Here is a 21376-nt window from a genome sequence, read left to right on the forward strand (position 1 = left end):
GGTCACTCCCATTCGAGCGCTCCCTTCTTCCAGACGTAGACGAAGCCAAGCACCAGCAGGCCGATGAAGATGCCCATCTCGGTGAGGCCGACGATCCCGAGGTTGCGGAAGTTCACCGCCCACGGGAAGACGAACGCGATTTCCAGGTCGAAGATGATGAACTGGATGGCGATCAGGTAATAGCGCACGTCGAATTGCATGCGCGCGTCTTCGAAGGCTTCGAAGCCGCACTCGTACGGCGACAGTTTCTCTGCATCGGGGCGCTTGGGGCCCAGGGCCCAGCCGGCGATCAGCAGGACGATGCCCAGGCCGGTCGAGACGAAGAGGAACAGAAGGATCGGCAGATATTCGCCCAGCACGCGCGCTTCCTCACCTTGGCGCCCTTGGGCGCGTCAGGGCCGCCGCTCCAGTCAGATGCCGGGCGGCAGCCCGTTGGTTCAAATTTGGTGCCCAAGGGGGGACTCGAACCCCCACGACTCTCGTCGCTACCACCTCAAGGTAGTGCGTCTACCAATTCCGCCACCTGGGCAGGTGTGCCTTTGATCCGGGCGACCGGATCGAAGGCGAAAGATTGTACCAGCGGATCAGTCGCCGCGGGTGGTTTCCGCGTCATCGCCGGTGGTCGGCGCGCTGGCTTCCGCCGGCGCCGCATCTGCGGCCGCGGGAACGTCGGCGGCCGCCGGCACGGCATCGCTGGCCGGGGCGGCGCCCGCGGCCGGCACGTCGCTCGCCGGGACTTCGTTCGTCGGCAGTTCGCCAGCCGGTGCCGGCGCAGCGGGCACGTCGGACATGGCGCCGATGTCTTCCAGCGGCTCCGCCGTCGGACGGCCGCCGTGGGTGGCGTACCACGCCATGCCCAGGCTCATGCCGAAGAAGACCACCGCCAGCCACTTGGTGGCGGTGGACAGGAAATTGGACGCGCCGCGCGCGCCGAACACGGTGGCCGACGCGCCGCCGCCGAAACCCGAGCCAGCGGCGGCACCGGAGCCGCGCTGCATGAGGATCAGCACGATCATCGCGATCGCGACCAGCACATAGATGACACTGACGATGGTGAGCAGCATGTTCTTCCGTTACCTCGCCGCCGCGGCGGCGATTGCCAGGAAATCCTGGGCCACGAGGGACGCGCCCCCGATCAGGCCGCCATCGACGTCGGGCTGTGCGAACAGCTCGGCCGCGTTGGCGGGCTTGACGCTGCCCCCGTAGAGGATGGGCAGCGAGCCGGCGATTCTAGCATCGTGGGCCGCCAGTTCGCCACGGATGAAGGCATGGACCTCCTGGGCCTGTTCCTTGGAGGCCGTCCGGCCGGTGCCGATGGCCCAGACCGGCTCGTAAGCGACCACGGCGCCCTCGAAGGCGGCGATGCCGGCCAGCTCGACCACCGGGCCCAGCTGCTTCTCCAGCGCGTATTCGGTGTGGCCGGCCTCGCGCTGGTGCAGGGTTTCGCCCACGCACAGCACCGGCACCAGGCCGGCCTTGCGGGCGGCGACGAACTTTTCGGCGACGTCCTGCGGGCTCTCGCCGTGGTACTGGCGGCGCTCGGAATGGCCGACCAGGACGTAGCGGGCACCGACGTCGCGCAGCATGGCGCCGGCGATTTCGCCGGTATAGGCGCCCTGCTCGTTCACGCCCAGGTCCTGGGCGCCGAAGGCCAGGCCGGCCTCGCCGTAGCGCGCCGCCAGTTCGCCCAGGTAGGGCACCGGCGGCATCACCACCAGCTCGACGCCCGGGGCCCGGGGCGCGGCCACGACCGCGTCGAGCAGTTCGGTGGCGAAGCGGCGGCTGCCGTTCAATTTCCAGTTGCCGGCGACGATCCTGGGGCGCATGCGCTCTCTCCTGCGGACAAGGCCGGCAGTTTAGCGCGCCCGGTCAGGGGCTGACGATGTCCCCGTGCATCGGCGCCAGCCTTGCCAGCAGCCGGTTCTGGGCCGCGCGCGGGATGCCGCGGGCGTCCATCGCATCCACCAGGCCCTCGACCAGGGCGTTGAAGTCGGCCTCGGTGATGCCCAGCCCGGCGTGCGATTCGGCCATCTCGCGGCCGGTGTAGGTGCAGGGGCCGCCGAGTTCGACGCAGAACTGTTCGACCAGACGGTCGTTGAGGTTCACCAGGTCGGTTTCCGCGAACTGGGCGTTGATGCGCTCGTCCTCCAACAGCCGCACCAGGAACTCCTCGACCAGGGCCTCGACCCCGGCCTGGCCGCCGAACTGCTCGTAAAGCCCGGCCCGCGGCGGGTTGCCCGCGCAGGCGGCCAGCAGCACGGCCAGGGCCAGGACGGTCAGCAGGCGCATCGGTCTGGCCATCGTCGCCACCTCAGTAGCTGAGCTGCAGGGAAACATAGCCGCCGCGCTGCCCGTCCAGGGTGGCGATGCTGCCCAGGTCGGCCCAGGCGGCCACCACGGCGAGGTTCTTGTTCGGGAACCAGGCCACGAAGGCGTCTTTCCAGGCGTCTTCAGCGGCGAAACCGAGGTTGTCGGGCTTCTGCCGGTATTCCACGCCCACGACCCAGCGCGGATTGAGCACCACGGCCGCACTGCCCTCGAAGACCAGCGAGCGCCCGCCATCGCGGTCGCCGCCGTGGCCCAGCAGGCCCATCTGGTTGGCGCGGGTCGAACGCAGGGTGCCGTTGAGCAGCAGCTGGCGCCCGCCCGGGCCGGCCAGGAAGAGCTTGCTGGCGCTGAGGTAGACGTCGGTGCCCCGGTCGTCGCGGGCGCCCACGGCCAGCGGCAGGGCACCGTCGCGCAGCCGCTTGTGCTGCACGCCAAGGCTCACCTGAGGCCAGGCCGTGTAGACCAGGTCGCCGCCCAGGCGCAGCTTGGCGCCGAAGACGTCCTGCTCCAGCGAATCCCAGGGCAGCGAAAGCCGGCGCTGCAGTTCGCCCAGGTCGAAACGCTGCCGCGCCAGCGAAAGCTCCAGCCGGTTGCGGAAGGTGTAGGCCACGCCGTAGGCGTCGAGCGCGTAATCGCCGGTGTCCACGCGCGTGTAAAAAGCGGTGCCGCCGTCCTGGTCGCGGGTGCCGTAGCCGGCCAGCACGGCCCAGGGCACGATGCCGCCGCCGGCCGAACCCTCGACCTGGCTGGCTCCGCCGGTCGCCAGCAGGCGGCCGTCGCGCGCCAGTGCGCCCGCCGGAAGGACCAGTGCAAACAGTGCCGCCACCAACAGCTTCATGCCGTGGCCTCCGAATAGCGCCGGCACCATTCCAGCAGCGGTCCCGCCTCCAGCGGCGGGCTGAAGAAATAACCCTGCACCATGTCGCAGCGGTATCGACTCAGCAGGCCCAGGCTGACGTCGGTTTCCACGCCCTCGGCGATCACCTTCAGGCCCATGTTGTGACCGAGCTCGATGGTCGAACGCACGATCACCGCGTCGTCGCTTTCTTCCGTCATGTGCATCACGAAACTCTTGTCGATCTTGATCTCGTCCACCGGCATGCGCTTGAGCTGCGCCAGCGAGGAATAGCCGGTGCCGAAATCGTCGATCGACAGCCGCACGCCGCCGGCGCGCAGGCGGTGCAGCATGCGGATCGCATAGTCGACGTCGCGCATCAGCGCGCCTTCGGTCACCTCCAGGATCAGCCGGTGTGGCGGCACCTGGTGCTGGCGCAGGCAGGCCTGCACGAAGTCGGGAAGGTCGGCGTCCATCAGGTCCATGGCCGAAAGGTTCACCGCCACGCCCAGGTCCACGCCCCCGGTTCGCCAGCGGGCGTTCTGGGCCAGGGCGGTGTCGAGCACGAAGCGGGTGATCTCGTGCACGAAGCCCGAGCGTTCGGACAGCGGGATGAACTCGTCCGGCGACACCGGCCCCAGGGTGTGGTGCTGCCAGCGAAGCAGGGCCTCGACGTGCGCCACCCGGCGCGTCGCCAGGTCCACCTTGGGCTGGAAACGCAGGCTCAGTTGCCCGCGGGCGATCGACTGGCGCAGGTCGCCGACGAGGGCCAGCTGGCGCAGGTGCACCTCGTCCCTGCCCTGCGTGTAGACCGCCACCCCGCTGCGGTTTTGCTTGGCGTCGTAAAGCGCGATGTCGGCGCGGCGCAGCAGGGTCTGGGCATCGTCGCCGTGGTCCGGGTGCAGGGCCAGGCCCAGGCTGGCGTCGAGGTTGATGCGCGTGCTGGGCAGGTCCAGCGGCTTGCGCAGCTGCTCGAGCAGCAGCCGCGCCCGGGACGCGGCGAAGTCCGCGTCCACGTCGTGCATCAGCACCATGAACTCGTCGCCGCCCAGCCTTGCCACCAGGTCGCCGGGCCGCACGGCCTGGCGCAGGCGCTTGCCCACCTCCTCCAGCACCTGGTCGCCGAAACCGTGGCCCAGGGTGTCGTTGATTTCCTTGAACCGGTCCAGGTCGAGCATCAGCACCGCGACCCGCGCCGAGCCCAGCGCCGCGTCCAGGCGTTCGCGCGCCAGGCTGCGGTTGGGCAGGCCGGTCAGGCCATCGTGGTGGGCCTGGTGCAGGATGCGCTGCTCGCGCGCGGCGATGCCCTGCTGCATGTGCCCGAAAGCCGCGGCGAGGCGCCCGATCTCGTCCTGTCCATGCACGGCGATGGGGCGGCTGTAGTCGCCGTCCTGGACGCGCTGGGCGGCTTCGGCCAGTTCCACCACCGGCCGGCTGATGCCACGCCCGAGGAAGCCCGCGACCAGCAGCGCCAGCGCGGCCGCCAGCCCCGACAGCCACAGGATGCGGGTCTTGAGCGTGGCGTAGGGCGCCATCGCCTGGTCCAGCGAACCCTGCAGCAGCACCCGCACCGGCGGTTCGCCGCTGCCGGACATTGGCAGCGCCAGCACGAACCAGTGCTCCTCGCCGAGCGCCACGTCGCGCACCGCCTCGCCGGTGGGCAGCTGGGCCGGCGACAGCTGCGCCAGCGATTCCCGGGCCGGCCCGGACAGGCTGCTGGCGAAAACGTCCAGGCCACCGGCGCCGTCGCGGGCGAAACTGGCGTCGAGCCCGGTCAGGGCCTGGAAATCGCCGGCGTAGGCCCCGTCCACCGCGGTTCCGATGCCAACCCAGCCAATCCGGTTCGGGGCCATCACCGGGATCAGGGCCAGCTGGTAGAGCCTGCCTTCCACGGGCAGCGCCGACAGCGAGAAGCCTTCGGCCTCGGCCGCCGCCAGCGGGGCCGCCAGGCCGTCCCCGCGCCAGCCGGGCGAGTCGCCCTGCAAGCCGGCCAGCCAGCGGCCGTCGGGGCCCAGCATCACCGCCGCGTCGGCGCCGACGCGACTGGCGTGGTTGCGCAGGGCCGATTCGACCGTCGCCGGATCGCCGCTGGCGACGGCGGCCTTCAGGCCGAAGTCGTCGGCCAGCACCAGCGCGGTTTCCAGCAGCTGTTCGCCGCGGGCTTCGTGGAAGCGGCGCCAGACGCGCTCGCCGACCGCCAGTTCTTCGGAAAGCTGGGCGCGCACGCTTCGTTCGGTGGCCAGGTGGACCACGGCGAAGGTCGCCAGCTGGGCGGCCAGCACCAGGCCGATCAGCAGGGCGACGATGCGGCCGTGCAGGCGCAGTTTCATCAGTCGTCCTTGCGCAGGCTGCGCAGGCGGTCCTGCAACGCGCGCAGGCGGTCGCTGCCACGGCGCTCGGGCGGCGGCGGGCCGAGTTCAAGGTCGACGGAAACGCGGTCACCGGGTACCGACACCGCCTGCACGACGGCCTCGCCGGCCAGCCGCGGGTGCCAGGCCTGCAGGCGGTAATCGCCGTCGGGCACGTCCAGCCGGGCGATGCCGTCGGCGCCACTGCGGGCGTGGTGCGGGGTATCGAGCACGACGATCCAGCCGATCATCCAGTCGTGGATGTTGCAGCCGACGACCACCACGCCGGGCTGGCCGAAGACCACGGGCTCGGGCGGCGTGCCGGAATACAGCGGCAGTTCGAAAGGCTTGGCCGGCGAAAAGGAATAAACCTGGTGGCGCACCGTGTCGCTGTTGGGAAAGCTCACCGCGGTGCCGGCCTGGATGACCAGCACGCCCGGTTCGAAGGCGGTGTTGCGCTGGTCCATCACGGCCCGGCCGGCCACCGGGGCGCTGGCGCCGTGCAGGCTGAGCACCGCGCCCTCGAGCGGGGCGCCGTCGGCGGTCACCTGCACTTCGAAGCCGGCGGCGAAAACGGGCACGGCCCAGGCGGTCGCCGCAATCCATGCCAGCGCCGCGGCCAGCCGCGGGCGCCCTGACTTGCCAGTGATCATGCGGCCCCCTGTGGCCCGTCGCCCTCGGCGTACGCGGGCTATTAGCGCCCAGCGGGGGTGATAATGGCGCGAAACCAACCGGAGCCCCGCCGATGCCGAACGCCCTGCCCCATGCCCTCGTCACCGGCGCCTCCAGCGGCATCGGCGCCGACATCGCCCGGGAATATGCGCGCCGCGGCAAGCCGCTGGTGCTGACCGCGCGGCGCGTCGAGCGGCTCGAGGCGCTGGCGGCGGAGCTGTCGGCGCAGGTGCCGTGCGTGGTGCTTGCCGCGGACCTGGCCGACCCGGCGGCGCCGGCGGCGCTGTTCGCGCAGACGCAGGCCCGGGGCATATTCGTGGACACGCTGGTCAACAACGCCGGCTTCGGCGTGCCCGGGCGCTACCTGAGCGTGGATTGGAAAACCCACGCCGATTCGATCCAGGTCCTGATGACCGCGGTGGCGCACCTGACCCACCTCTACCTGCCGGCGATGGAAGCGGCCGGGCGCGGCCGGATCCTCAACGTGGCCTCGCTGGCCGGCCTGGTGCCGTCGTCGGCGGGCCACACGCTCTACGGCGCCAGCAAGGCCTGGCTGATCCGCTTTTCGGAAACGCTGGACCAGGAGTCGCGCAGCCGCGGCGTGTTCGTGACGGCGCTGTGCCCGGGCATGACCTACACCGAGTTCCACGACGTCAACGGCATGCGCGAGAAGGTGTCGAAGCTGCCCAAGGGGATCTGGCTGACCAGCGCCGAGGTCGCCCGCCAGGGCGTGGACGCGGTGGAATCGGGCCGCGCCCGCATCGTCACCGGCCGCTCGAACAAGCTGATCGCCGGCCTGTCGAAATACCTGCCCGACCGTTTGGCCCGCGCCCTGCTCGCCGCCAAGGCCAAGGACTTCCGCGACGCGGATTGAAGTACCCATGTAGGAGCGCCTTCAGGCGCGAATCTTTTGACTTTGCCTTTGGCAAAGAAGGGATTCGCGCCTGAAGGCGCTCCTACAGGAGGCATCAGACGAGCTTGATCTCGCGCAGGCGTTCCATGAGGTAGTCGTGGCCGGTGATCGGCTCCGGGTAGCGGTCCGGGTTTTCCGCGCTGATGCACTGCGGCAGAGTCTTGATCAGGAAGTCCGGGTTCGGGTGCAGGAAGTACGGCGTCGAATAACGCGGCTTGCGCGCTTCGTCGCCCGGCGGGTTCACCACGCGGTGCGTCGTCGACGGGTACACGTGGTTCGTAAGGCGCTGCAGCATGTCGCCGATGTTCACCACGATCGTGTCCGCCTCGGCCGTGAACGGCACCCACTCGCCCTTGCGCGACAGCACTTCCAGGCCGGCGGCGCTGGCGCCGACCAGCAGCGTGATGAAGTTGATGTCCTCGTGCGCGCCGGCGCGCACGTTCGGCACGTCCGGCGCGGTGATCGGCGGGTAGTGGATCGGGCGCAGGATCGAATTGCCGAAGTTGGTCTTGTCGGCGAACCAGTCCGCGGGCAGGCCGATGTGCAGGGCCAGCGCGCTGAGCACGCGCGACCCCAGCTGGTCGAGCGCCGTGTACAGGCCATAGGCCACTTCCCGGAACTCCGGGATTTCCTCCGGCCACAGGTTCGGCGGCATCACGTCGGCGTACTTGGAATCGCGCGGGATCTCGCGGCCGACGTGCCAGAACTCCTTGAGGTCGAAGTGGGTCGCGCCCTTGGCCGTTTCGATGCCGAAGGGCGTGTAGCCGCGGGCGCCACCGCCGCCGGGCACGTGGTACTTGCGCTTGGTTTCCTCGGGCAGCGCGAAGAAGCGCTGGAACACGTCGTAGGCGCGGTCGATCTGCGCCTGCGGGATGCCGTGGTTGCGGATGCCCGCGAAACCCCATTCGCGGTAGGCGGCGCCGAGCTCGGCCACGAAGGCTTCGCGGTCGGTGTCAAAACGCTGGATGTCGAGGGTCGGGATACGGGCGGTCACGGCAGGTTCCAAAGGGGTTTCGAAGGGAGGCAAGTCTAGGCCAGTCGGGGCGACGCGTTCCTTGACGGGGCTCAAGGCCCGGGGTTCAGGCCGCGGCGCGCACCACTTCGGCCAGGCGGTCGAGCACCTGGCGCATCAGGCCGGCGTCGTCGGCTTCGACGGTAACGCGCACCACCGGCTCGGTGCCCGAGGCCCGCAGCACCAGCCGGCCGCGGCCGGAAAGCGCCTGCTCGGCTTCGGCGCGCGCCTGCTGCACCGCGGCCTGGTCGAGCGGCCGGGCGCCCGGCGCGATGCGCACGTTGACCGTCTGCTGGGGCAGCGGCTGGTAGTCCGACAGGGCGTCTTCCAGGGACCTGCCCTGCCGGCGCAGCGCCTCGAGCACCTGCAGGGCGCTGACGATCGCGTCGCCGGTGCTGGCCCGGTCCAGGCACAGCAGGTGGCCCGAGGCCTCGCCGCCGAGCACGCCGCCGTTCTCGACCAGGCCCTGGTGCACGAAGCGGTCGCCGACTTTCGCCCGCACGAAGCCGATGTCCAGGCCCGACAGCGCCCGTTCCATCGCGTAGTTGGTCATCAGCGTGCCGACCACGGGGCCGGCCAGGCGGCCGCTGTCGCGCCAGTCGCGGGCCAGCAGGTAGATCAGGCCGTCGCCGTCGACCAGCTGGCCGCGGCCGTCGACCATCAGCACCCGGTCGCCGTCGCCGTCGAAGGCGATGCCGAGGTCGGCGCCGGTCTCGCGCACGCGCGCCATCAGCGCCTCGGGATGGGTGGAGCCGACGCCGTTGTTGATGTTAAGGCCATCGGGTTCGACGCCGATCGCATCCACCACCGCGCCCAGTTCCTCGAACACGCGCGGGGCCACCTGGTAGGTGGCGCCGTGGGCGCAGTCGATGACCAGGCGCATGCCGTCGAGCTTGAAGTCCTCCGGCACGGTGGTCTTGCAGAATTCGGCATAACGCGACAGCGCGTCGTCCACGCGCTGGGCCTTGCCCAGTCGTTCCGACGGCACGGTGCGGAAGGCCTGGTCGAGTTCGGCCTCGATCGCCGCCTCGACCGCGTCAGGCAGCTTTTCGCCCTGGGCCGAGAAGAACTTGATGCCGTTGTCGTGGTGCGGGTTGTGCGAGGCGCTGATGACGATGCCGGCATCGGCGCGCAGCGAACGCGTCAGGTAGGCGACCGCCGGCGTGGGCATCGGCCCGAGCATGCGCACGTCGGCACCGGCCGCCACCAGCCCGGCTTCGAGCGCCGATTCGAACATGTAGCCGGAAATGCGGGTGTCCTTGCCGATCACCACCGTGGCGTGGTCGCGGCCCTCGCCCGCCAGCACGCGGCCGGCGGCGGCGCCCAGGCGCAGCATGAAGTCGGCGGAGATCGGGAAGTCACCCACCCGCCCGCGGATGCCGTCGGTACCAAAATACTTGCGCTCTGCCATGGTTTCCTCAGGCGGTTTCGGCGGTCGCGGCCGGATCGGCGGCGGGGGCCGGCTGGCGCATCATCAGCGCCAGCAGGGCCGACAGTTTTTCGCGCATCTGCCGGCGGTCGACGATCAGGTCGATGGCGCCGTGCTCGACCAGGAACTCCGAGCGCTGGAAGCCTTCGGGCAGGGTCTCGCGCACGGTCTGCTCGATCACGCGCGGGCCCGCGAATCCGATCAGCGCATGCGGTTCGGCGACGTTGATGTCGCCGAGCATGCCCAGCGAAGCCGACACGCCGCCCGTGGTCGGATGCGTGAGCACCGACACGAAGGGCAGACCCTTCGCGCGCAGGCGGCCCAGCGCCGCCGAGGTCTTGGCCATTTGCATCAGCGAGAACAGGCCTTCCTGCATGCGGGCGCCACCGGTGGCGGAGAAACACACCAGCGGGCAGCCGATTTCGGCCGCACGCTCGGCGGCCAGGGCGAAACGCTCGCCGACCACCGAGCCCATCGAACCACCCATGAAGCGGAACTCGAAGGCCGCCACGCACACCGGCCGGCCCTTGAGCTGGCCCTGCACGGCCACCAGCGCGTCGCGCTCGCCGACGCCCTTCTGGGCCGCCTTGATGCGGTCTGCGTACTTTTTCTGGTCCTTGAAGTGCAGCGCATCCACCGGGCCGAGCGCCGCGCCGATCTCTTCGCCGCTGTCGTCGTCCAGCAGGGCCACGAGGCGCTCGCGGGCGCCGATGGCCATGTGGTGCGAGCACTTGGGGCAGACGCGCAGGTTCTTTTCCAGCTCGGGGCCATAGAGCGCCGCGCCGCACTTGTCGCACTTTTCCCACAAGCCTTCGGGCACGCCGCGCTTGCCGTTGCCCTGCGTACGGATGCGCGCGGGCATGAGTTTGGTCAGCCAGCTCATTGGTCCACCGGTGTGTTTCTGGGCCGGGCAGTTTATCCCGAAAGCCCCGGTGCGGGCCCGTGGGCGGGCTCAGCCGGCGTCCAGCGCCTCCCGCAGCGGCGCCAGGAAGGCCGCGGCGCGCGCCGCGGCGTCCTCCGGGTCGCTGGCGCCGCCCAGGGCGTCAACCAGCGCACTACCGACGACCACGCCATCTGCCGCCGGGGCCAGGGCCGCGGCCGACCTGGCGTCGCGGATGCCGAACCCGACCAGCACCGGCACGTTCGCCTGGGCGCGCAGCTCGCCGGCGCGTTTGAGCACGTCGGCGACGTCGAGCTGGCTGCCGCCGGTGACGCCTGCGAAGGAGACGTAATACAGGTAGCCCTGCGATTCGGTGGCCAGCCTCGCCAGCCGCGCCGGCGTGGTGGTCGGCGCCGCCAGCGAGATCAGGTCAAGGCCATGGGCATTGAAGGCTTCCCGGGTCGGCGCGGCCTCTTCGGGCGGCAGGTCGACCAGCAGCACGCCGTCGACGCCGGCCGCGGCGGCGTCGCGGGCGAAGGCGTCCGCGCCGAGGATCTCGATCGGGTTGAGGTAGCCCATCAGCACCACGGGCGTGTCCGCGTCATTCTCGCGAAAGCCAGCGACGCAGCGCAGCACGTAGCGCAAGCCGGCGCCGCGTTCGATCGCGCGCTCGGAGCTGCGCTGGATCGAGGGGCCGTCGGCCATCGGGTCGGAGAACGGCACGCCCAGCTCGATGACGTCGGCCCCGGCCCGCACCAGCGCATGCATCACCGGCACGGTGGCATCCAGCGAAGGATCGCCGGCGGTGATGAAGGGAACCAGGGCCTTGCGGTTTGCTTTGGCGAGCGCTTGGAACTTGGATCGGACCCGGCTGCTCACAGTTCGATACCTTCGCGCTTTGCGATCGTGAAGATGTCCTTGTCGCCGCGGCCGGACAGGTTGCACAGCACCAGCGCGTCCTTGGGCAGGTCCCGCGCCAGTTTCATGGCCTGGGCGATGGCGTGGCTCGATTCAAGCGCGGCCAGGATGCCTTCCTTGCGCGCCAGCAGGTGGAAGGCTTCCATGGCCTCGTCGTCGGTGACGCCCACGTAGTCGGCCCGGCCGCTGTCCTTGAGGAAGGCGTGTTCGGGCCCGACGCCCGGGTAATCGAGGCCGGCGGAGATGGAATGGGTTTCGATGATCTGGCCGTCGTCGTCGCAGATGACATAGGTGCGGTTGCCGTGCAGCACGCCCGGGCGGCCCGCGACCAGCGAGGCCGCGTGGCGGCCGGTGTCGACGCCGTCCCCGGCCGCTTCGGCGCCGACCAGGCGCACTTCGCGGTCGTTGAGGAAGGCGTGGAAGATGCCGATGGCGTTGCTGCCGCCGCCGACGCAGGCGGTGACGGCATCGGGCAGGCGACCGTAGTCGGCCAGCATCTGCGCCCTCGCCTCCTGGCCCACGACCGCGTTGAAGTCGCGCACCAGCTTCGGATACGGATGCGGCCCGGCGACGGTGCCGATGATGTAGAAGGTGTCGCGGACGTTGGTGACCCAGTCGCGCATGGCTTCGTTGAGCGCGTCCTTGAGCGTCTTGCTGCCCGAGGTCACCGGCACCACGGTCGCGCCCAGCAGCTTCATGCGGAACACGTTCGGCGCTTGCCGCTCGACGTCCGTCGCGCCCATGTACACGATGCATTCCAGGCCCAGGCGCGCGGCCACGGTGGCGCTGGCGACGCCGTGCTGCCCGGCGCCGGTCTCGGCGATGATCCGGGTCTTGCCCATCCGCCGGGCCAGCATGGCCTGGCCGATGGTGTTGTTGATCTTGTGCGCGCCGGTGTGGTTCAGGTCTTCGCGCTTGAGCAGGATGCGCGCGCCGCCGACGTGTTCGGACAGGCGGCGGGCTTCGTAGATCGGGCTGGGCCGGCCGACGTAGTGTTTGTACTCATGCTCGAGCTCGGCCTGGAAGGCCGGGTCGCGGCGGGCCGCGTCGTAGGCCGCCTCGAGTTCGCGCAGCGGTTCGACCAGGGTTTCGGACACGAACACGCCGCCGTAGCGGCCGAAGTGGCCCGCGGCATCCGGAAACACGTTGTAGTCGGCGATATCCGTCGCCTGGGGGATGTCATCCCTGGACACTGCGGTCTGCACGTTTCACCTCTTCCACGAATTGCTGCATGCGACCGCCATCCTTGATGCCGGGCGCGCTTTCGATGCCACTGGAAACATCCACCGCGAAGGGGCGCGCCGTGCGCACCGCCTCGCCGACGTTGGCCGGCCCCAGGCCGCCGGCCAGGAACACCGGTTTGCCGAGCGGCGGCACGCGGGACCAGTCGAACCGCTCGCCGCTGCCGCCGGGCTGGCCGGGGGCATGGCCGTCGAGCAGGAAGGCACTGGCCGAAGGGTAGCGTTTCCGCAGCGCGGCCGCATCGGCCTGGCCACCGCCCATCGCCAGCACCTTCACGAAGGGCAGGCCGAACTGGCGGCAGAAGGCGTCGCTCTCGCTGCCGTGGAACTGCAGCAGGTCGGGCTTGATCTGGCGCACCAGCGCCTCGACCTCGCTGCCGGGGTTGTCCATGAACAGCGCCACGGCGTGCACCAGCGGCGGGATAGCCTGGCGCAGCGGCTCGGCGCGCGTGGCGTCGAGGCAGCGCGGGCTGCCGGGCGCGAACACCAGGCCGATGGCGTCCACGCCCAGCTCCACGGCCAGGCGGACATCACCGGGACGGGTCATGCCGCAGAACTTGATCCGGGTATGCATGCACGCATTGTAGGCGGTGCGCGTGTGCATGCCGTGCACGTACCTCAATCGCCGTCGAAACCCACCTCGTCGGGCAGCGCCCATCGTCGGGGGTAACGCGGCCCCAGGAAGACCAGACCATTGGACGGCGCCGTCGGTCCGGCGACGGTGCGGTCACGGCCTTCGAGCAGACCGGCGACCCAGGCTTCGGGCTGTTCGCCCCGCCCGACCGGCAGCAGGCTGCCGACGAAATTGCGGACCATGTGGTGCAGGAAGGCATTGGCCTGCACTTCGATGACCACGTGCTCGCCGTCGCGCCGTACCGAAATGTCGTGCACGTTGCGGCGCGCGTGTTTTGCCTGGCAGTGCACCGTGCGGAAGGCGCTGAAGTCGTGTTCGCCCACCAGCGCCTGGGCGGCGCGGTGCATGGCGTCGGCGTCCAGCGGATGCCGCTCCCAGGTGAGGTAGTCGCGATGCATGGCCGGCCGGACGCGGCGGTTCAGCACCGTGTAGCGGTAGCGGCGCGCGCGCGCGGCATAGCGGGCGTGGAATTCGGGGTCCACCGGCTGGCACCACAGGATGCTGACGCCCGGTGGCAGCCGGCTGTTGCCGCCCTGGCGCAGCGCATAGGGCGTGCGTTCGGCTTCGGTGTCGAAATGCACGACCTGGCAGCGCGCGTGCACGCCGCTGTCGGTGCGGCCTGCGCACACAACTTCCAGCGGGTGGTCCACGACGAAGCCCAGCGCCTGCTCGACCGCCGCCTGCACGGTGGCTCCCTCGGCCAGCCGCTGCCAGCCGAGGAAACCGGATCCGTCGTACTCGATGCCCGCGGCGTAACGCACCAGGCTCAGCCGATCTCCCGCAGCAGGCGTTCGGCCTCGGCGCGCACGGCGGGACTGCCTTCGGCCACCACTTCCTCGAGCATGCCGCGGGCGCCATCGACGTCGCCGATGTCGAGATAGGCCTTGGCCAGCTCGATCTTGGTGGCGCTGGCGTCGTCGTCGGCGCTGGCGACGGCATCGTCCACCGGCAGCCCGGCGTCGGAATCGCCGGCGTCGGAAGCGTTGAAACCGGCGTCGGAGTCGACCAGGTCGGCGTCGGCCAGCAGGTACTCGTGGTCGGAGCCGGCTTCCGGTTCCGGGGCAGCTTCGGCCGGGGCCTCAGGCGTTTCGTCGGCCGGCCCGGACGCGGACGCCTCGAACGTGAGGTCGGAGGGCGCCACATGCGCCAGGCTGTCCCAGTCCTCCTCGGCCGCACCGGGAACCGGCGCGGGCTCGACGGACAGCGAAGCCAGGTCGGCGAGGTCTTCGTCGGAGGCGGGCGCGGGCGTGGCCGGCGCAACCGGCGGCGGCGCGGCGGGACCGGCCGGCAGCACGCCGGTATCGCCGAATCGCGGCGTATTCCAGCCGGCCTGGCTGAACAGCGCATTGCCCGGGGCCAGCGCGACGCCCATCACCACGGCTTCGCGCCAGCGCGGGTCGAGCGTGCTGCGCACCTGCAGCCGCATGGCCTGGGCGGCGGATTCATAGGCTTCCCGGTCCCGCTGGGCGTGCAGGTGGCGAAGCAGGCTGATGTGCGCTTCGAGATCGGTGGGCTGCGCGTCCACTGCGGCCTGCAGGCGGGCGCGTTCGTCATCCACCGGCGCCAGGACCGCCGGCTCGGCATCGTTCCCGGCGTCGGCAAGCTCCCCGGCCGGCGCGTCGGCGTCGTCGGCAGCCGCCGCGGTGTGTGCGCCCGGCAGGCTGGCCTTGAGCGCTTCGTCGTCGGAAATGCGCCGCGACGGCAGCGGGGCCGCCTTGCGCTTGCCACGAAGGGCGAGCACCAGGCCACCAAGCAGCACCAGGCCGGCGCCGGCCAGGACCAGCGGGTTGAGGTACCAGGCGGTGGCGGCGGCAGGTTCGGCGGCAGCGGGTTCGGTGGGGGCGGCGGCTTCCGCCGGCGCCTGCGTGGCCGCCTCGGACGTAGCCTCGGGCGCGGTGGCCACGGCCGGCGAAGGCTCGCCGCCTTCGGCCGCGGCGAGCCGTTCCTGCAGGGCCTTGAGCTGGCTCGACTGCATTTCGATCAGGCGCTGGCTGTCGCCCTGCTGGGCCTCGAGCTCGGCGATGTGCGAGCGCAGTTCCTCGATCTCGACTTCCCGGGCGACCAGGTCTTCCCTGGCCTGGGTCAGCTCGGCGCGCAGTTCGGCGCCACTTTCGCCGGCGGCGGCACCCGACTGCACGCCGCGGGCCGCCTGGGCATCACCGGCGGGCGGCACGATCTCGAGCCGGCCTTCCGGCGCCGGGCTGCGCGACGGCGCGCTGGCCGACGGCGCCGGCGCGCTGTCGGCGACCGATTCCGCCGGCTGCGGCACCGGGCGTCGCCGGGCCTGCCAGGCTTCGGCCTGCGCGCGCACCAGCTGGGCGGCCTCGTCGGCGCCGAGCTGCCGGACTTCGTCGGCCGCCGGGATGCGCAGCACGGCACCGCGCTTGAGCTGGTTGATGTTGTCGTCGATGAAGGCTTCGGGATTGGCCCGCTGCAGGGCCAGCATCATCTGGTTGACGGTGACCGCCGGGTCGGGCCGGGCGCTGTTGGCGATCGACCACAGGGTCTGGCCATCGGCGACCGGGCCGTACTGGCCAGGTTCGGCCGGGGCCGGGGCCGGCGGCGGGGGTGCCGGCTGCGGCTCGGGTTCGGGCTGCGCGGCGACTTCGGGTTCCGGCTCCGGCACGGGTTCGGGCACGGGTTCGGGCTCAGGCAGCGGTTCCGGCGCGGGCAAGGGTTCAGGCTCCGGCGTCGGCTCCGGTTCGGGTGGCGGCGGCAGGGGCTGCGGCGCCGGTTCCGGGGCAATCGCGACCTCCTCCGGCTCCGGCAGGGGCTCCGGCGCGGGCAAGGGTTCGGGTTCGGCCGGGATCGCGGCGGTTTCGGTCGCCGGCTGTTCGGGCAGGGCCACCGGCTCGGCGGGCGCCACCGGCATCAGCGGCTCGGCCACCACCGGCGCCGCGGCCACCGCCGGGGTTTCCAGCGGGCGGATCACGGCCGGCGCGATGTGCGGCGGATCGACCAGGGCGCTGTATTCGCGCACCACGCTGCCGCGGCCCCAGTTGGCTTCGATCAGGAAGGTGAGGAAAGGCTCGTTGAAGCGACTGGCCGTGGTGACGCGGATGACCGGCTGGCCCTGGGCGTTGCGGCCCACTTCCATCTGCAGGTTGGCGGTCAGCCCGACCGGACGTTCCAGGCCGACGCGGGCGAAGGCCTCGGGCGAGGCCAGGCGCACTTCCAGCTCTTCGAGCTCACCGGGCCCGGCGGAGAGGATGGGGATCTCCGCGACCAGCGGCTGGTTCAGGCCCGACTTCACCTCGAGCGCACCCAGGCCCAGGGCGTGGGCGGGCGCGGCGCCCATGGCGAGCGCCAGGGCCAACGGAAGCTGCAGATGCCTGATTTTCACGCGCGGTTTCTCCCCGACTGTGGATGGCGCGACCACTCCCCTGCGGCGGCCCCGACGTCATTGCTGGCGAATATACCGGTCAGGAACGGCCTTTGACCACGAGTTCAGCCAGCTGCACGGCATTGAGCGCGGCGCCCTTGCGGATGTTGTCGGCGACGATCCACAGGTCGAGGCCGCGCGGATGCGAGATGTCCTCGCGGATGCGGCCGACGTAAACCGGATCGGTGCCGGCGGCGTGGGTCACCGGCGTCGGGTAGCCGCCTGCCTCGCGATCGTCGACCACTTCCACGCCCGGCGCGCCTTCAAGCAACTCGCGGGCCTCGGCGGCGCTCATCTTACGGCGGGTTTCCAGGTGCACGGCCTCGGCGTGGCCGAAAAACACCGGCACGCGGACGGCGGTCGGGTTCACCTGGATCGACTCGTCGCCGAGGATCTTCCGGGTTTCCCAGACCATCTTCATTTCTTCCTTGGTGAAACCGTTGTCCAGGAATTCGTCGATGTGCGGGATCAGGTTGAAGGCGATCTGCACCGGGAACTTCGCCGGCTCGTGCGGCTGGAAGTTGAGCATCGCGGCGGTCTGCCGGCCCAGTTCCTCCATCGCGCTGCGGCCGGCGCCGGACACCGACTGGTAGGTGGCGACGTTGATGCGCTCGATGCCGGCGGCGCGGTGGATCGGCGCCAGCGCGACCAGCATCTGCATGGTCGAGCAGTTGGGATTGGCGATGATGCCGCGCGGGCGGTTTTCAACCTGCTCCGGGTTCACCTCGGCCACGACCAGGGGCACGTCGTCGTCGTAGCGGAAGGCCGAACTGTTGTCGATGACCACTGCGCCGGCGGCGGCGAATTTCGGCGCGAACTCCTTCGAGACCGAACCACCGGCGGAAAACAGCGCGACGTCGATGCCGGCGGGGTCGAAGCTGGCGAGGTCCCCGACCAGCAGTTTTTGCGCACCGAAGCTGATCTTCTCGCCCGCCGAACGCGCGCTCGCCAGCAGATGCAGCTTGCCGATGGGGAAATTGCGCTCGGCCAGGATCGCCAGCATGGCCTCGCCCACCGCACCGGTGGCGCCGACTACCGCAACGTTGAAGGTCTTCTCGCTCATTTTTTTCCGGAAAGGCAGCTTGGTTAATGTTCGCCCGGAACCCGGGGCGCCACGGGGGTGACGTCGGCGTTCTGGGCGCGGTGGCGCAGGGCCTGGTCCATCAGCACCAGGGCCAGCATGGCTTCGCAGATCGGCGGCGCGCGCAGGCCCACGCAGGGGTCGTGGCGGCCGGTGGTGATGACTTCCACGGCGGCGCCGCTGCGGTCGACCGTCGCGCCGGGCAGACGAAGGCTGGACGTGGGCTTGAACGCGACCGATACCTCGATCGGCTGGCCGCTGGAGATGCCGCCCAGGATGCCGCCGGCATGGTTGCTGGCGAAGCCTTCGGGCGACATCAGGTCGCGGTGCTCGCTGCCCTTCTGGACGACGCTGGCGAAACCGGCGCCGATCTCCACGCCCTTGACCGCGTTGATGGACATCATCGCCGCGGCGATCTCGGCGTCGAGCTTGCCGTAGACGGGTTCGCCCCAGCCCGGCGGCACGCCCAGGGCCTGCACGTGCACGCGCGCGCCAGCAGAGTCGCCGGACTTGCGCAGCGCGTCCATGAAGGACTCGAGTTCGGCCACCTGCCCCGCGTCGGGCCAGAAGAAGGGATTGGATTCGACCGCGTCCCAGTCGAAGCGCCCCGGCACCAGCCCCGCCACCTGCGACACGCAGGCGCGCACCTGCACGCCGTGGCGGTCGGCCAGCCACTTGCGGGCGATGACGCCAGCCGCCACCCGCATCGTGGTCTCGCGCGCCGAACTGCGGCCGCCGCCGCGCGGGTCGCGGATGCCGTACTTGTGCAGGTAGGTGTAGTCGGCGTGGCCCGGGCGGAACTGGTCGGCGATCTTCGCGTAGTCCTTGCTGCGCGCATCGGTGTTGCGCACCAGAAGGGCGATCGGCGTACCGGTGGTCTGGCCTTCGAACACGCCGCTGAGGATTTCGACCTCGTCGGCCTCGTGGCGCTGGGAGGTGTGCCGGGTCTTGCCGGTGGCGCGGCGCGACAGGTCGTGACGGAAGTCCTCCGGCGCCAGCGCTATGCCCGGCGGGCAGCCATCGACCACGCAGCCGATCGCCGGCCCGTGGCTCTCACCGAAGGTGGTGACCCGCAGCAGGCGGCCAAAGCTGTTGTCGCTCATGCCGGCTCAGGCCCGGCGTGCATCGGCCAGCGCCTTGATGCGGGCGTGGTGGGCGACCATGTCCTCGCGTTCGAGCACGAAGATGCCCATCTGGCCCACCCTGAACTCGACCCAGTTGAACGGGACCTCGGGCAGCAGCTGCACCAGCGCGCGCTCGCTTTCGCCGACTTCGCAGATCAGCAGGCCGTGTTCGGAGAGGTGACGGGGCGCGTCGCGAAGGATCTCGAGCGCGAGGTCGAGGCCATCGTCGCCGGCGCGCAGGCCCAGTTCGGGCTCGTGCTTGTACTCCGCCGGCAGCGCGTCGGTTTCGGCGTGGGTGACGTAAGGCGGATTCGTGACGATCAGGTCGTAGACTTCGCCGTCGAGGTTGTGGAACAGGTCCGAATGCAGCAGCCGGACATTGTCCGCGTGCAGGCGCTCCACGTTCTCGCGCGCCAGCGAAAGCGCCTCCTCGCTCAGGTCGACGCCATCCACCTGCCAGTGCGGGTGGTAGTGCGCGGTGGCGATGGCGATGCAGCCCGAGCCGGTGCACATGTCCAGGGCGCGGTTCACTTCGCGGCCGCCGAGCCAGGGTTCGAAGCCGGCTTCGATCAGTTCGGCGATGGGCGAGCGCGGCACCAGCGCGCGCGGGTCGGACTTGAAGCTCAGGCCGGCGAACCAGGCCTCGCCGGTCAGGTAACAGGCCGGGATGCGCTCGTTGATGCGGCGCGTGAACAGCGACAGCACCTCCTGGCGTTCTTCGGTGGTCAGGCGCGCCTGGCCGTAGGCCGGGCCCAGGTCGTGCGGCAGGTGCAGGGCGTGCAGCACCAGCTGGGTGGACTCGTCCAGGGCGTTGTCCATGCTGTGGCCGAAGCTCAGGCCCGCCGCGTTGAAACGGCTGGCGCCGTAGCGGATGAAGTCGATGATGGTGGCAAGTTCCGCCGGCATGTTCTTGAAATCCCTTGCAATGGCGGGAGTATAGCCGCGCCCGGCCTATAATTGCCGGCATCCACAGGCCCCCGGGGTACCACGTGTTCAATCGCCAGACGCTGCTCATCCTTGTCGCCGCCATCGCCGCCGGGCTTGGCCTGTGGGCCGCCCAGGTCGTGACCTCGCCGGGTTTCGCGCCCGCGGCGGCGCCGGCGGCGCTTCCGGCGGTCGACCCGGCCCGGCTCAAGGCCGTCCGCCTGTTCCCGGCCCCGCGCGACGTGCCGGCCTTCACGCTGCAGCAGTCCGACGGCACGGCGCTGGAAGCTTCCGAACTGCAGGGTCGCTGGACGGTGGCGTTCCTGGGCTTCACCCATTGCCCCGACGTCTGCCCCACCACGCTGACCGACCTGTCCCGCGCCCAGGCGCAGTGGGACCACCTGCCGGAAGGGCGGCGGCCGCAGGTACTTTTCGTCTCGGTGGACCCGGAACGCGACACGCCGGAAAAAACCGGTGAGTACGCCCGCTACTTCCACTCGGCCACCCTGGCCGCGACGGCGCAAGAACCGGCGCTGGAAAACTTCGCCGCCAGCCTGGGCATGGTCTACATGAAGGTGCCGGTCGAAGGCGGCGACTACACGATGGACCACTCCAGCGCCCTGGTCGTCCTGGACGCCCAGGGCCGGCAGGTGGGCCTGATCCGCCCGCCCTTCGTGCCCGACGACATCGCCGCCGACCTGGCCCTGCTGGCCGAGGTGGCGCCGTGAGCCCGAAGGTCGCGCTGCAGTACCTGCTGCCGCACCGGCTGCTGTCGCGCCTAGCGTATGGCGTGGCTCGCTCGACCCATGGCGGGTTCAAGGACTGGCTGATCGCGCTGGTGATCCGCAAGTTCGGCGTGGACATGTCCGAGGCCGCCGACCCGGAGCCGCGCAACTACCCGCACTTCAACGCCTTCTTCACCCGCCAACTGCGCCCGGGCGCCCGGGTCGCCGATGCCGACCCCGATACCCTGCTGATGCCGGCCGACGGCAAGGTCAGCCAGGTCGGGCGAATCGAGGACGGCCGCATCTTCCAGGCCAAGGGCCAGTCCTTCACCGCCGCCGAGCTGCTGGGCGACGAGGCCATGGCCGCGCCCTACGCCGACGGCTGGTTCGCCAACGTCTACCTGTCGCCGCGCGACTACCACCGCGTGCACATGCCCTGGGCCGGCACCCTGGTCGAAACCCTGCACGTGCCGGGCCGGCTGTTCACGGTCGCGCCCTGGGGCGTGCAGGCGATCCCGCGCCTGTTCGCGCGCAACGAACGCCTGGTCTGCCATTTCGAGACCGGGTTCGGGCCGATGTGTTCGGTGATGGTCGGCGCGATGCTGGTCTCGGGCGTGGAAACGGTCTGGAACGGCGTCGAGATCCCCGCCTACGCCAACAAGCTCATCCGCCGCGACTGGCGCGGCAGGGGCGTCACCCTGGGCCGCTTCGCCGAGATGGCGCGCTTCAACTACGGCTCGACGGTGATCCTGCTCTTCCCCCGCGACGCCGTCGAACTCGACACCTTCGCCACCGAAACCCAGACCCGCGTCGGCCAGCGCCTGGGCCGCGTGGTGAGGCGTAAACCGGGGTCAGAGTCGAATTTTGAATGTCCCCAGAAAAAAATACCGGGGTGGGCTAAGCTGGGGTCAGGAGAAATTAGACTAAGAG

Annotated in this window: 20 protein-coding genes, 1 tRNA gene and 1 pseudogene; 3 read left to right on the forward strand and 19 right to left on the reverse strand. The window is 70.5% G+C overall.

The features are described from left to right. Positions 1-2: 2 nt before the first annotated feature. From ACE3TE_RS09930 to ACE3TE_RS09965, 8 genes are all read right to left on the reverse strand, one after another. Positions 3-359, reverse strand: coding sequence for an NADH-quinone oxidoreductase subunit A (locus ACE3TE_RS09930; RefSeq protein ID WP_339828318.1), 357 nt, complete (start codon positions 357-359; stop codon positions 3-5). Between the two features lie 85 nt (positions 360-444). Beyond that, a tRNA-Leu gene (locus ACE3TE_RS09935) sits at positions 445-529 on the reverse strand. Positions 530-584: 55 nt separating this feature from the next. Next, on the reverse strand, positions 585-1064 hold the full coding sequence (gene secG, locus ACE3TE_RS09940; protein WP_374604515.1) for a preprotein translocase subunit SecG: 480 nt from the start codon (positions 1062-1064) through the stop codon (positions 585-587). A gap of 9 nt (positions 1065-1073) precedes the next feature. Next, the gene (gene tpiA / locus ACE3TE_RS09945) at positions 1074-1826 is read right to left on the reverse strand and encodes a triose-phosphate isomerase (protein ID WP_374604517.1); all 753 of its coding nucleotides are present in this window, start codon (positions 1824-1826) and stop codon (positions 1074-1076) included. Positions 1827-1869: 43 nt separating this feature from the next. After that, complete coding sequence (locus ACE3TE_RS09950; RefSeq protein WP_374604519.1) at positions 1870-2301, reverse strand: group 1 truncated hemoglobin; 432 nt, start codon at positions 2299-2301, stop codon at positions 1870-1872. Between the two features lie 10 nt (positions 2302-2311). Beyond that, positions 2312-3166, reverse strand: a complete 855-nt coding sequence (locus ACE3TE_RS09955) for a DUF3034 family protein (RefSeq protein ID WP_374604521.1) — start codon at positions 3164-3166, stop codon at positions 2312-2314. Further along, positions 3163-5496, reverse strand: a complete 2334-nt coding sequence (locus ACE3TE_RS09960) for a putative bifunctional diguanylate cyclase/phosphodiesterase (RefSeq protein WP_374604545.1) — start codon at positions 5494-5496, stop codon at positions 3163-3165. The genes ACE3TE_RS09955 and ACE3TE_RS09960 overlap by 4 nt, the downstream gene beginning before the upstream one ends. Next, positions 5493-6164 carry a methylamine utilization protein gene (locus ACE3TE_RS09965; protein WP_374604523.1) on the reverse strand — a complete coding sequence of 224 codons (672 nt, stop codon included), beginning with the start codon at positions 6162-6164 and terminating at the stop codon, positions 5493-5495. The genes ACE3TE_RS09960 and ACE3TE_RS09965 overlap by 4 nt, the downstream gene beginning before the upstream one ends. A gap of 92 nt (positions 6165-6256) precedes the next feature. On the opposite strand from ACE3TE_RS09965, the gene ACE3TE_RS09970 reads away from it, so the two are divergent. Beyond that, positions 6257-7057, forward strand: a complete 801-nt coding sequence (locus ACE3TE_RS09970) for an SDR family NAD(P)-dependent oxidoreductase (protein ID WP_374604525.1) — start codon at positions 6257-6259, stop codon at positions 7055-7057. A gap of 94 nt (positions 7058-7151) precedes the next feature. Here the strand turns inward: ACE3TE_RS09970 and ACE3TE_RS09975 are convergent, their stop codons facing one another. The 11 genes from ACE3TE_RS09975 to prmB form a co-directional block, all read right to left on the reverse strand. Beyond that, positions 7152-8090, reverse strand: coding sequence for an isopenicillin N synthase family dioxygenase (locus ACE3TE_RS09975; RefSeq protein WP_374604527.1), 939 nt, complete (start codon positions 8088-8090; stop codon positions 7152-7154). Positions 8091-8175: 85 nt separating this feature from the next. Then, entirely contained in the window at positions 8176-9519 is a 1344-nt protein-coding gene (gene glmM, locus ACE3TE_RS09980) for a phosphoglucosamine mutase (protein WP_374604529.1), read from the reverse strand. A 7-nt stretch (positions 9520-9526) separates the two neighbouring features. Next, a complete protein-coding gene (gene accD / locus ACE3TE_RS09985; protein WP_374604531.1) occupies positions 9527-10420 on the reverse strand; it encodes an acetyl-CoA carboxylase, carboxyltransferase subunit beta in 894 nt (297 codons plus the stop codon). 69 nt (positions 10421-10489) lie between these two features. Continuing rightward, positions 10490-11296, reverse strand: a complete 807-nt coding sequence (gene trpA / locus ACE3TE_RS09990; protein WP_374604533.1) for a tryptophan synthase subunit alpha — start codon at positions 11294-11296, stop codon at positions 10490-10492. Then, positions 11293-12513, reverse strand: a complete 1221-nt coding sequence (trpB, locus tag ACE3TE_RS09995) for a tryptophan synthase subunit beta (protein WP_374604546.1) — start codon at positions 12511-12513, stop codon at positions 11293-11295. Before trpB ends, trpA begins: the two co-directional genes overlap by 4 nt. Before the next feature lies 1 nt (position 12514). Beyond that, a complete protein-coding gene (locus ACE3TE_RS10000) occupies positions 12515-13150 on the reverse strand; it encodes a phosphoribosylanthranilate isomerase (RefSeq protein ID WP_374604535.1) in 636 nt (211 codons plus the stop codon). A gap of 44 nt (positions 13151-13194) precedes the next feature. Then, entirely contained in the window at positions 13195-13971 is a 777-nt protein-coding gene (truA, locus tag ACE3TE_RS10005; protein WP_374604536.1) for a tRNA pseudouridine(38-40) synthase TruA, read from the reverse strand. A 5-nt stretch (positions 13972-13976) separates the two neighbouring features. Continuing rightward, positions 13977-16553, reverse strand: a complete 2577-nt coding sequence (locus tag ACE3TE_RS10010) for a FimV/HubP family polar landmark protein (RefSeq protein WP_374604537.1) — start codon at positions 16551-16553, stop codon at positions 13977-13979. A 79-nt stretch (positions 16554-16632) separates the two neighbouring features. Further along, a complete protein-coding gene (locus ACE3TE_RS10015; protein ID WP_374604538.1) occupies positions 16633-17655 on the reverse strand; it encodes an aspartate-semialdehyde dehydrogenase in 1023 nt (340 codons plus the stop codon). Positions 17656-17678: 23 nt separating this feature from the next. Then, positions 17679-18776, reverse strand: a complete 1098-nt coding sequence (gene aroC, locus ACE3TE_RS10020; protein WP_374604539.1) for a chorismate synthase — start codon at positions 18774-18776, stop codon at positions 17679-17681. Between the two features lie 6 nt (positions 18777-18782). After that, positions 18783-19703 carry a 50S ribosomal protein L3 N(5)-glutamine methyltransferase gene (gene prmB / locus ACE3TE_RS10025; protein WP_374604540.1) on the reverse strand — a complete coding sequence of 307 codons (921 nt, stop codon included), beginning with the start codon at positions 19701-19703 and terminating at the stop codon, positions 18783-18785. An 83-nt stretch (positions 19704-19786) separates the two neighbouring features. On the opposite strand from prmB, the gene ACE3TE_RS10030 reads away from it, so the two are divergent. Together ACE3TE_RS10030 and asd are read left to right on the forward strand one after the other, a co-directional pair. Continuing rightward, positions 19787-20449: an SCO family protein gene (locus tag ACE3TE_RS10030; RefSeq protein WP_374604541.1), complete on the forward strand. Its 663-nt coding sequence runs from the start codon at positions 19787-19789 to the stop codon at positions 20447-20449. Next, positions 20446-21276: pseudogene (asd, locus tag ACE3TE_RS10035) on the forward strand (archaetidylserine decarboxylase); the annotation flags it as partial. The gene ACE3TE_RS10030 and the pseudogene asd, both read left to right, overlap by 4 nt. Positions 21277-21376 lie beyond the last annotated feature (100 nt).

Origin of the sequence: Arenimonas sp. (genome assembly GCF_041919775.1) — a bacterium.
Classification (GTDB): Bacteria; Pseudomonadota; Gammaproteobacteria; order Xanthomonadales; family Xanthomonadaceae; genus Arenimonas.

What these genes read in the sequence shown, in the direction of transcription:
- prmB (WP_374604540.1), bottom strand. Translation starts at nt 19,703, where the DNA reads ATGCCGGCGGAACTTGCCACCATCATCGACTTCATCCGCTACGGCGCC.
- glmM (WP_374604529.1), bottom strand. Translation starts at nt 9,519, where the DNA reads ATGGCAGAGCGCAAGTATTTTGGTACCGACGGCATCCGCGGGCGGGTG.
- ACE3TE_RS09955 (WP_374604521.1), bottom strand. Translation starts at nt 3,166, where the DNA reads ATGAAGCTGTTGGTGGCGGCACTGTTTGCACTGGTCCTTCCGGCGGGC.
- secG (WP_374604515.1), bottom strand. Translation starts at nt 1,064, where the DNA reads ATGCTGCTCACCATCGTCAGTGTCATCTATGTGCTGGTCGCGATCGCG.
- ACE3TE_RS10000 (WP_374604535.1), bottom strand. Translation starts at nt 13,150, where the DNA reads ATGCATACCCGGATCAAGTTCTGCGGCATGACCCGTCCCGGTGATGTC.
- ACE3TE_RS09950 (WP_374604519.1), bottom strand. Translation starts at nt 2,301, where the DNA reads ATGGCCAGACCGATGCGCCTGCTGACCGTCCTGGCCCTGGCCGTGCTG.
- ACE3TE_RS10015 (WP_374604538.1), bottom strand. Translation starts at nt 17,655, where the DNA reads ATGAGCGAGAAGACCTTCAACGTTGCGGTAGTCGGCGCCACCGGTGCG.
- tpiA (WP_374604517.1), bottom strand. Translation starts at nt 1,826, where the DNA reads ATGCGCCCCAGGATCGTCGCCGGCAACTGGAAATTGAACGGCAGCCGC.
- ACE3TE_RS09970 (WP_374604525.1), top strand. Translation starts at nt 6,257, where the DNA reads ATGCCGAACGCCCTGCCCCATGCCCTCGTCACCGGCGCCTCCAGCGGC.
- ACE3TE_RS09965 (WP_374604523.1), bottom strand. Translation starts at nt 6,164, where the DNA reads ATGATCACTGGCAAGTCAGGGCGCCCGCGGCTGGCCGCGGCGCTGGCA.
- aroC (WP_374604539.1), bottom strand. Translation starts at nt 18,776, where the DNA reads ATGAGCGACAACAGCTTTGGCCGCCTGCTGCGGGTCACCACCTTCGGT.
- accD (WP_374604531.1), bottom strand. Translation starts at nt 10,420, where the DNA reads ATGAGCTGGCTGACCAAACTCATGCCCGCGCGCATCCGTACGCAGGGC.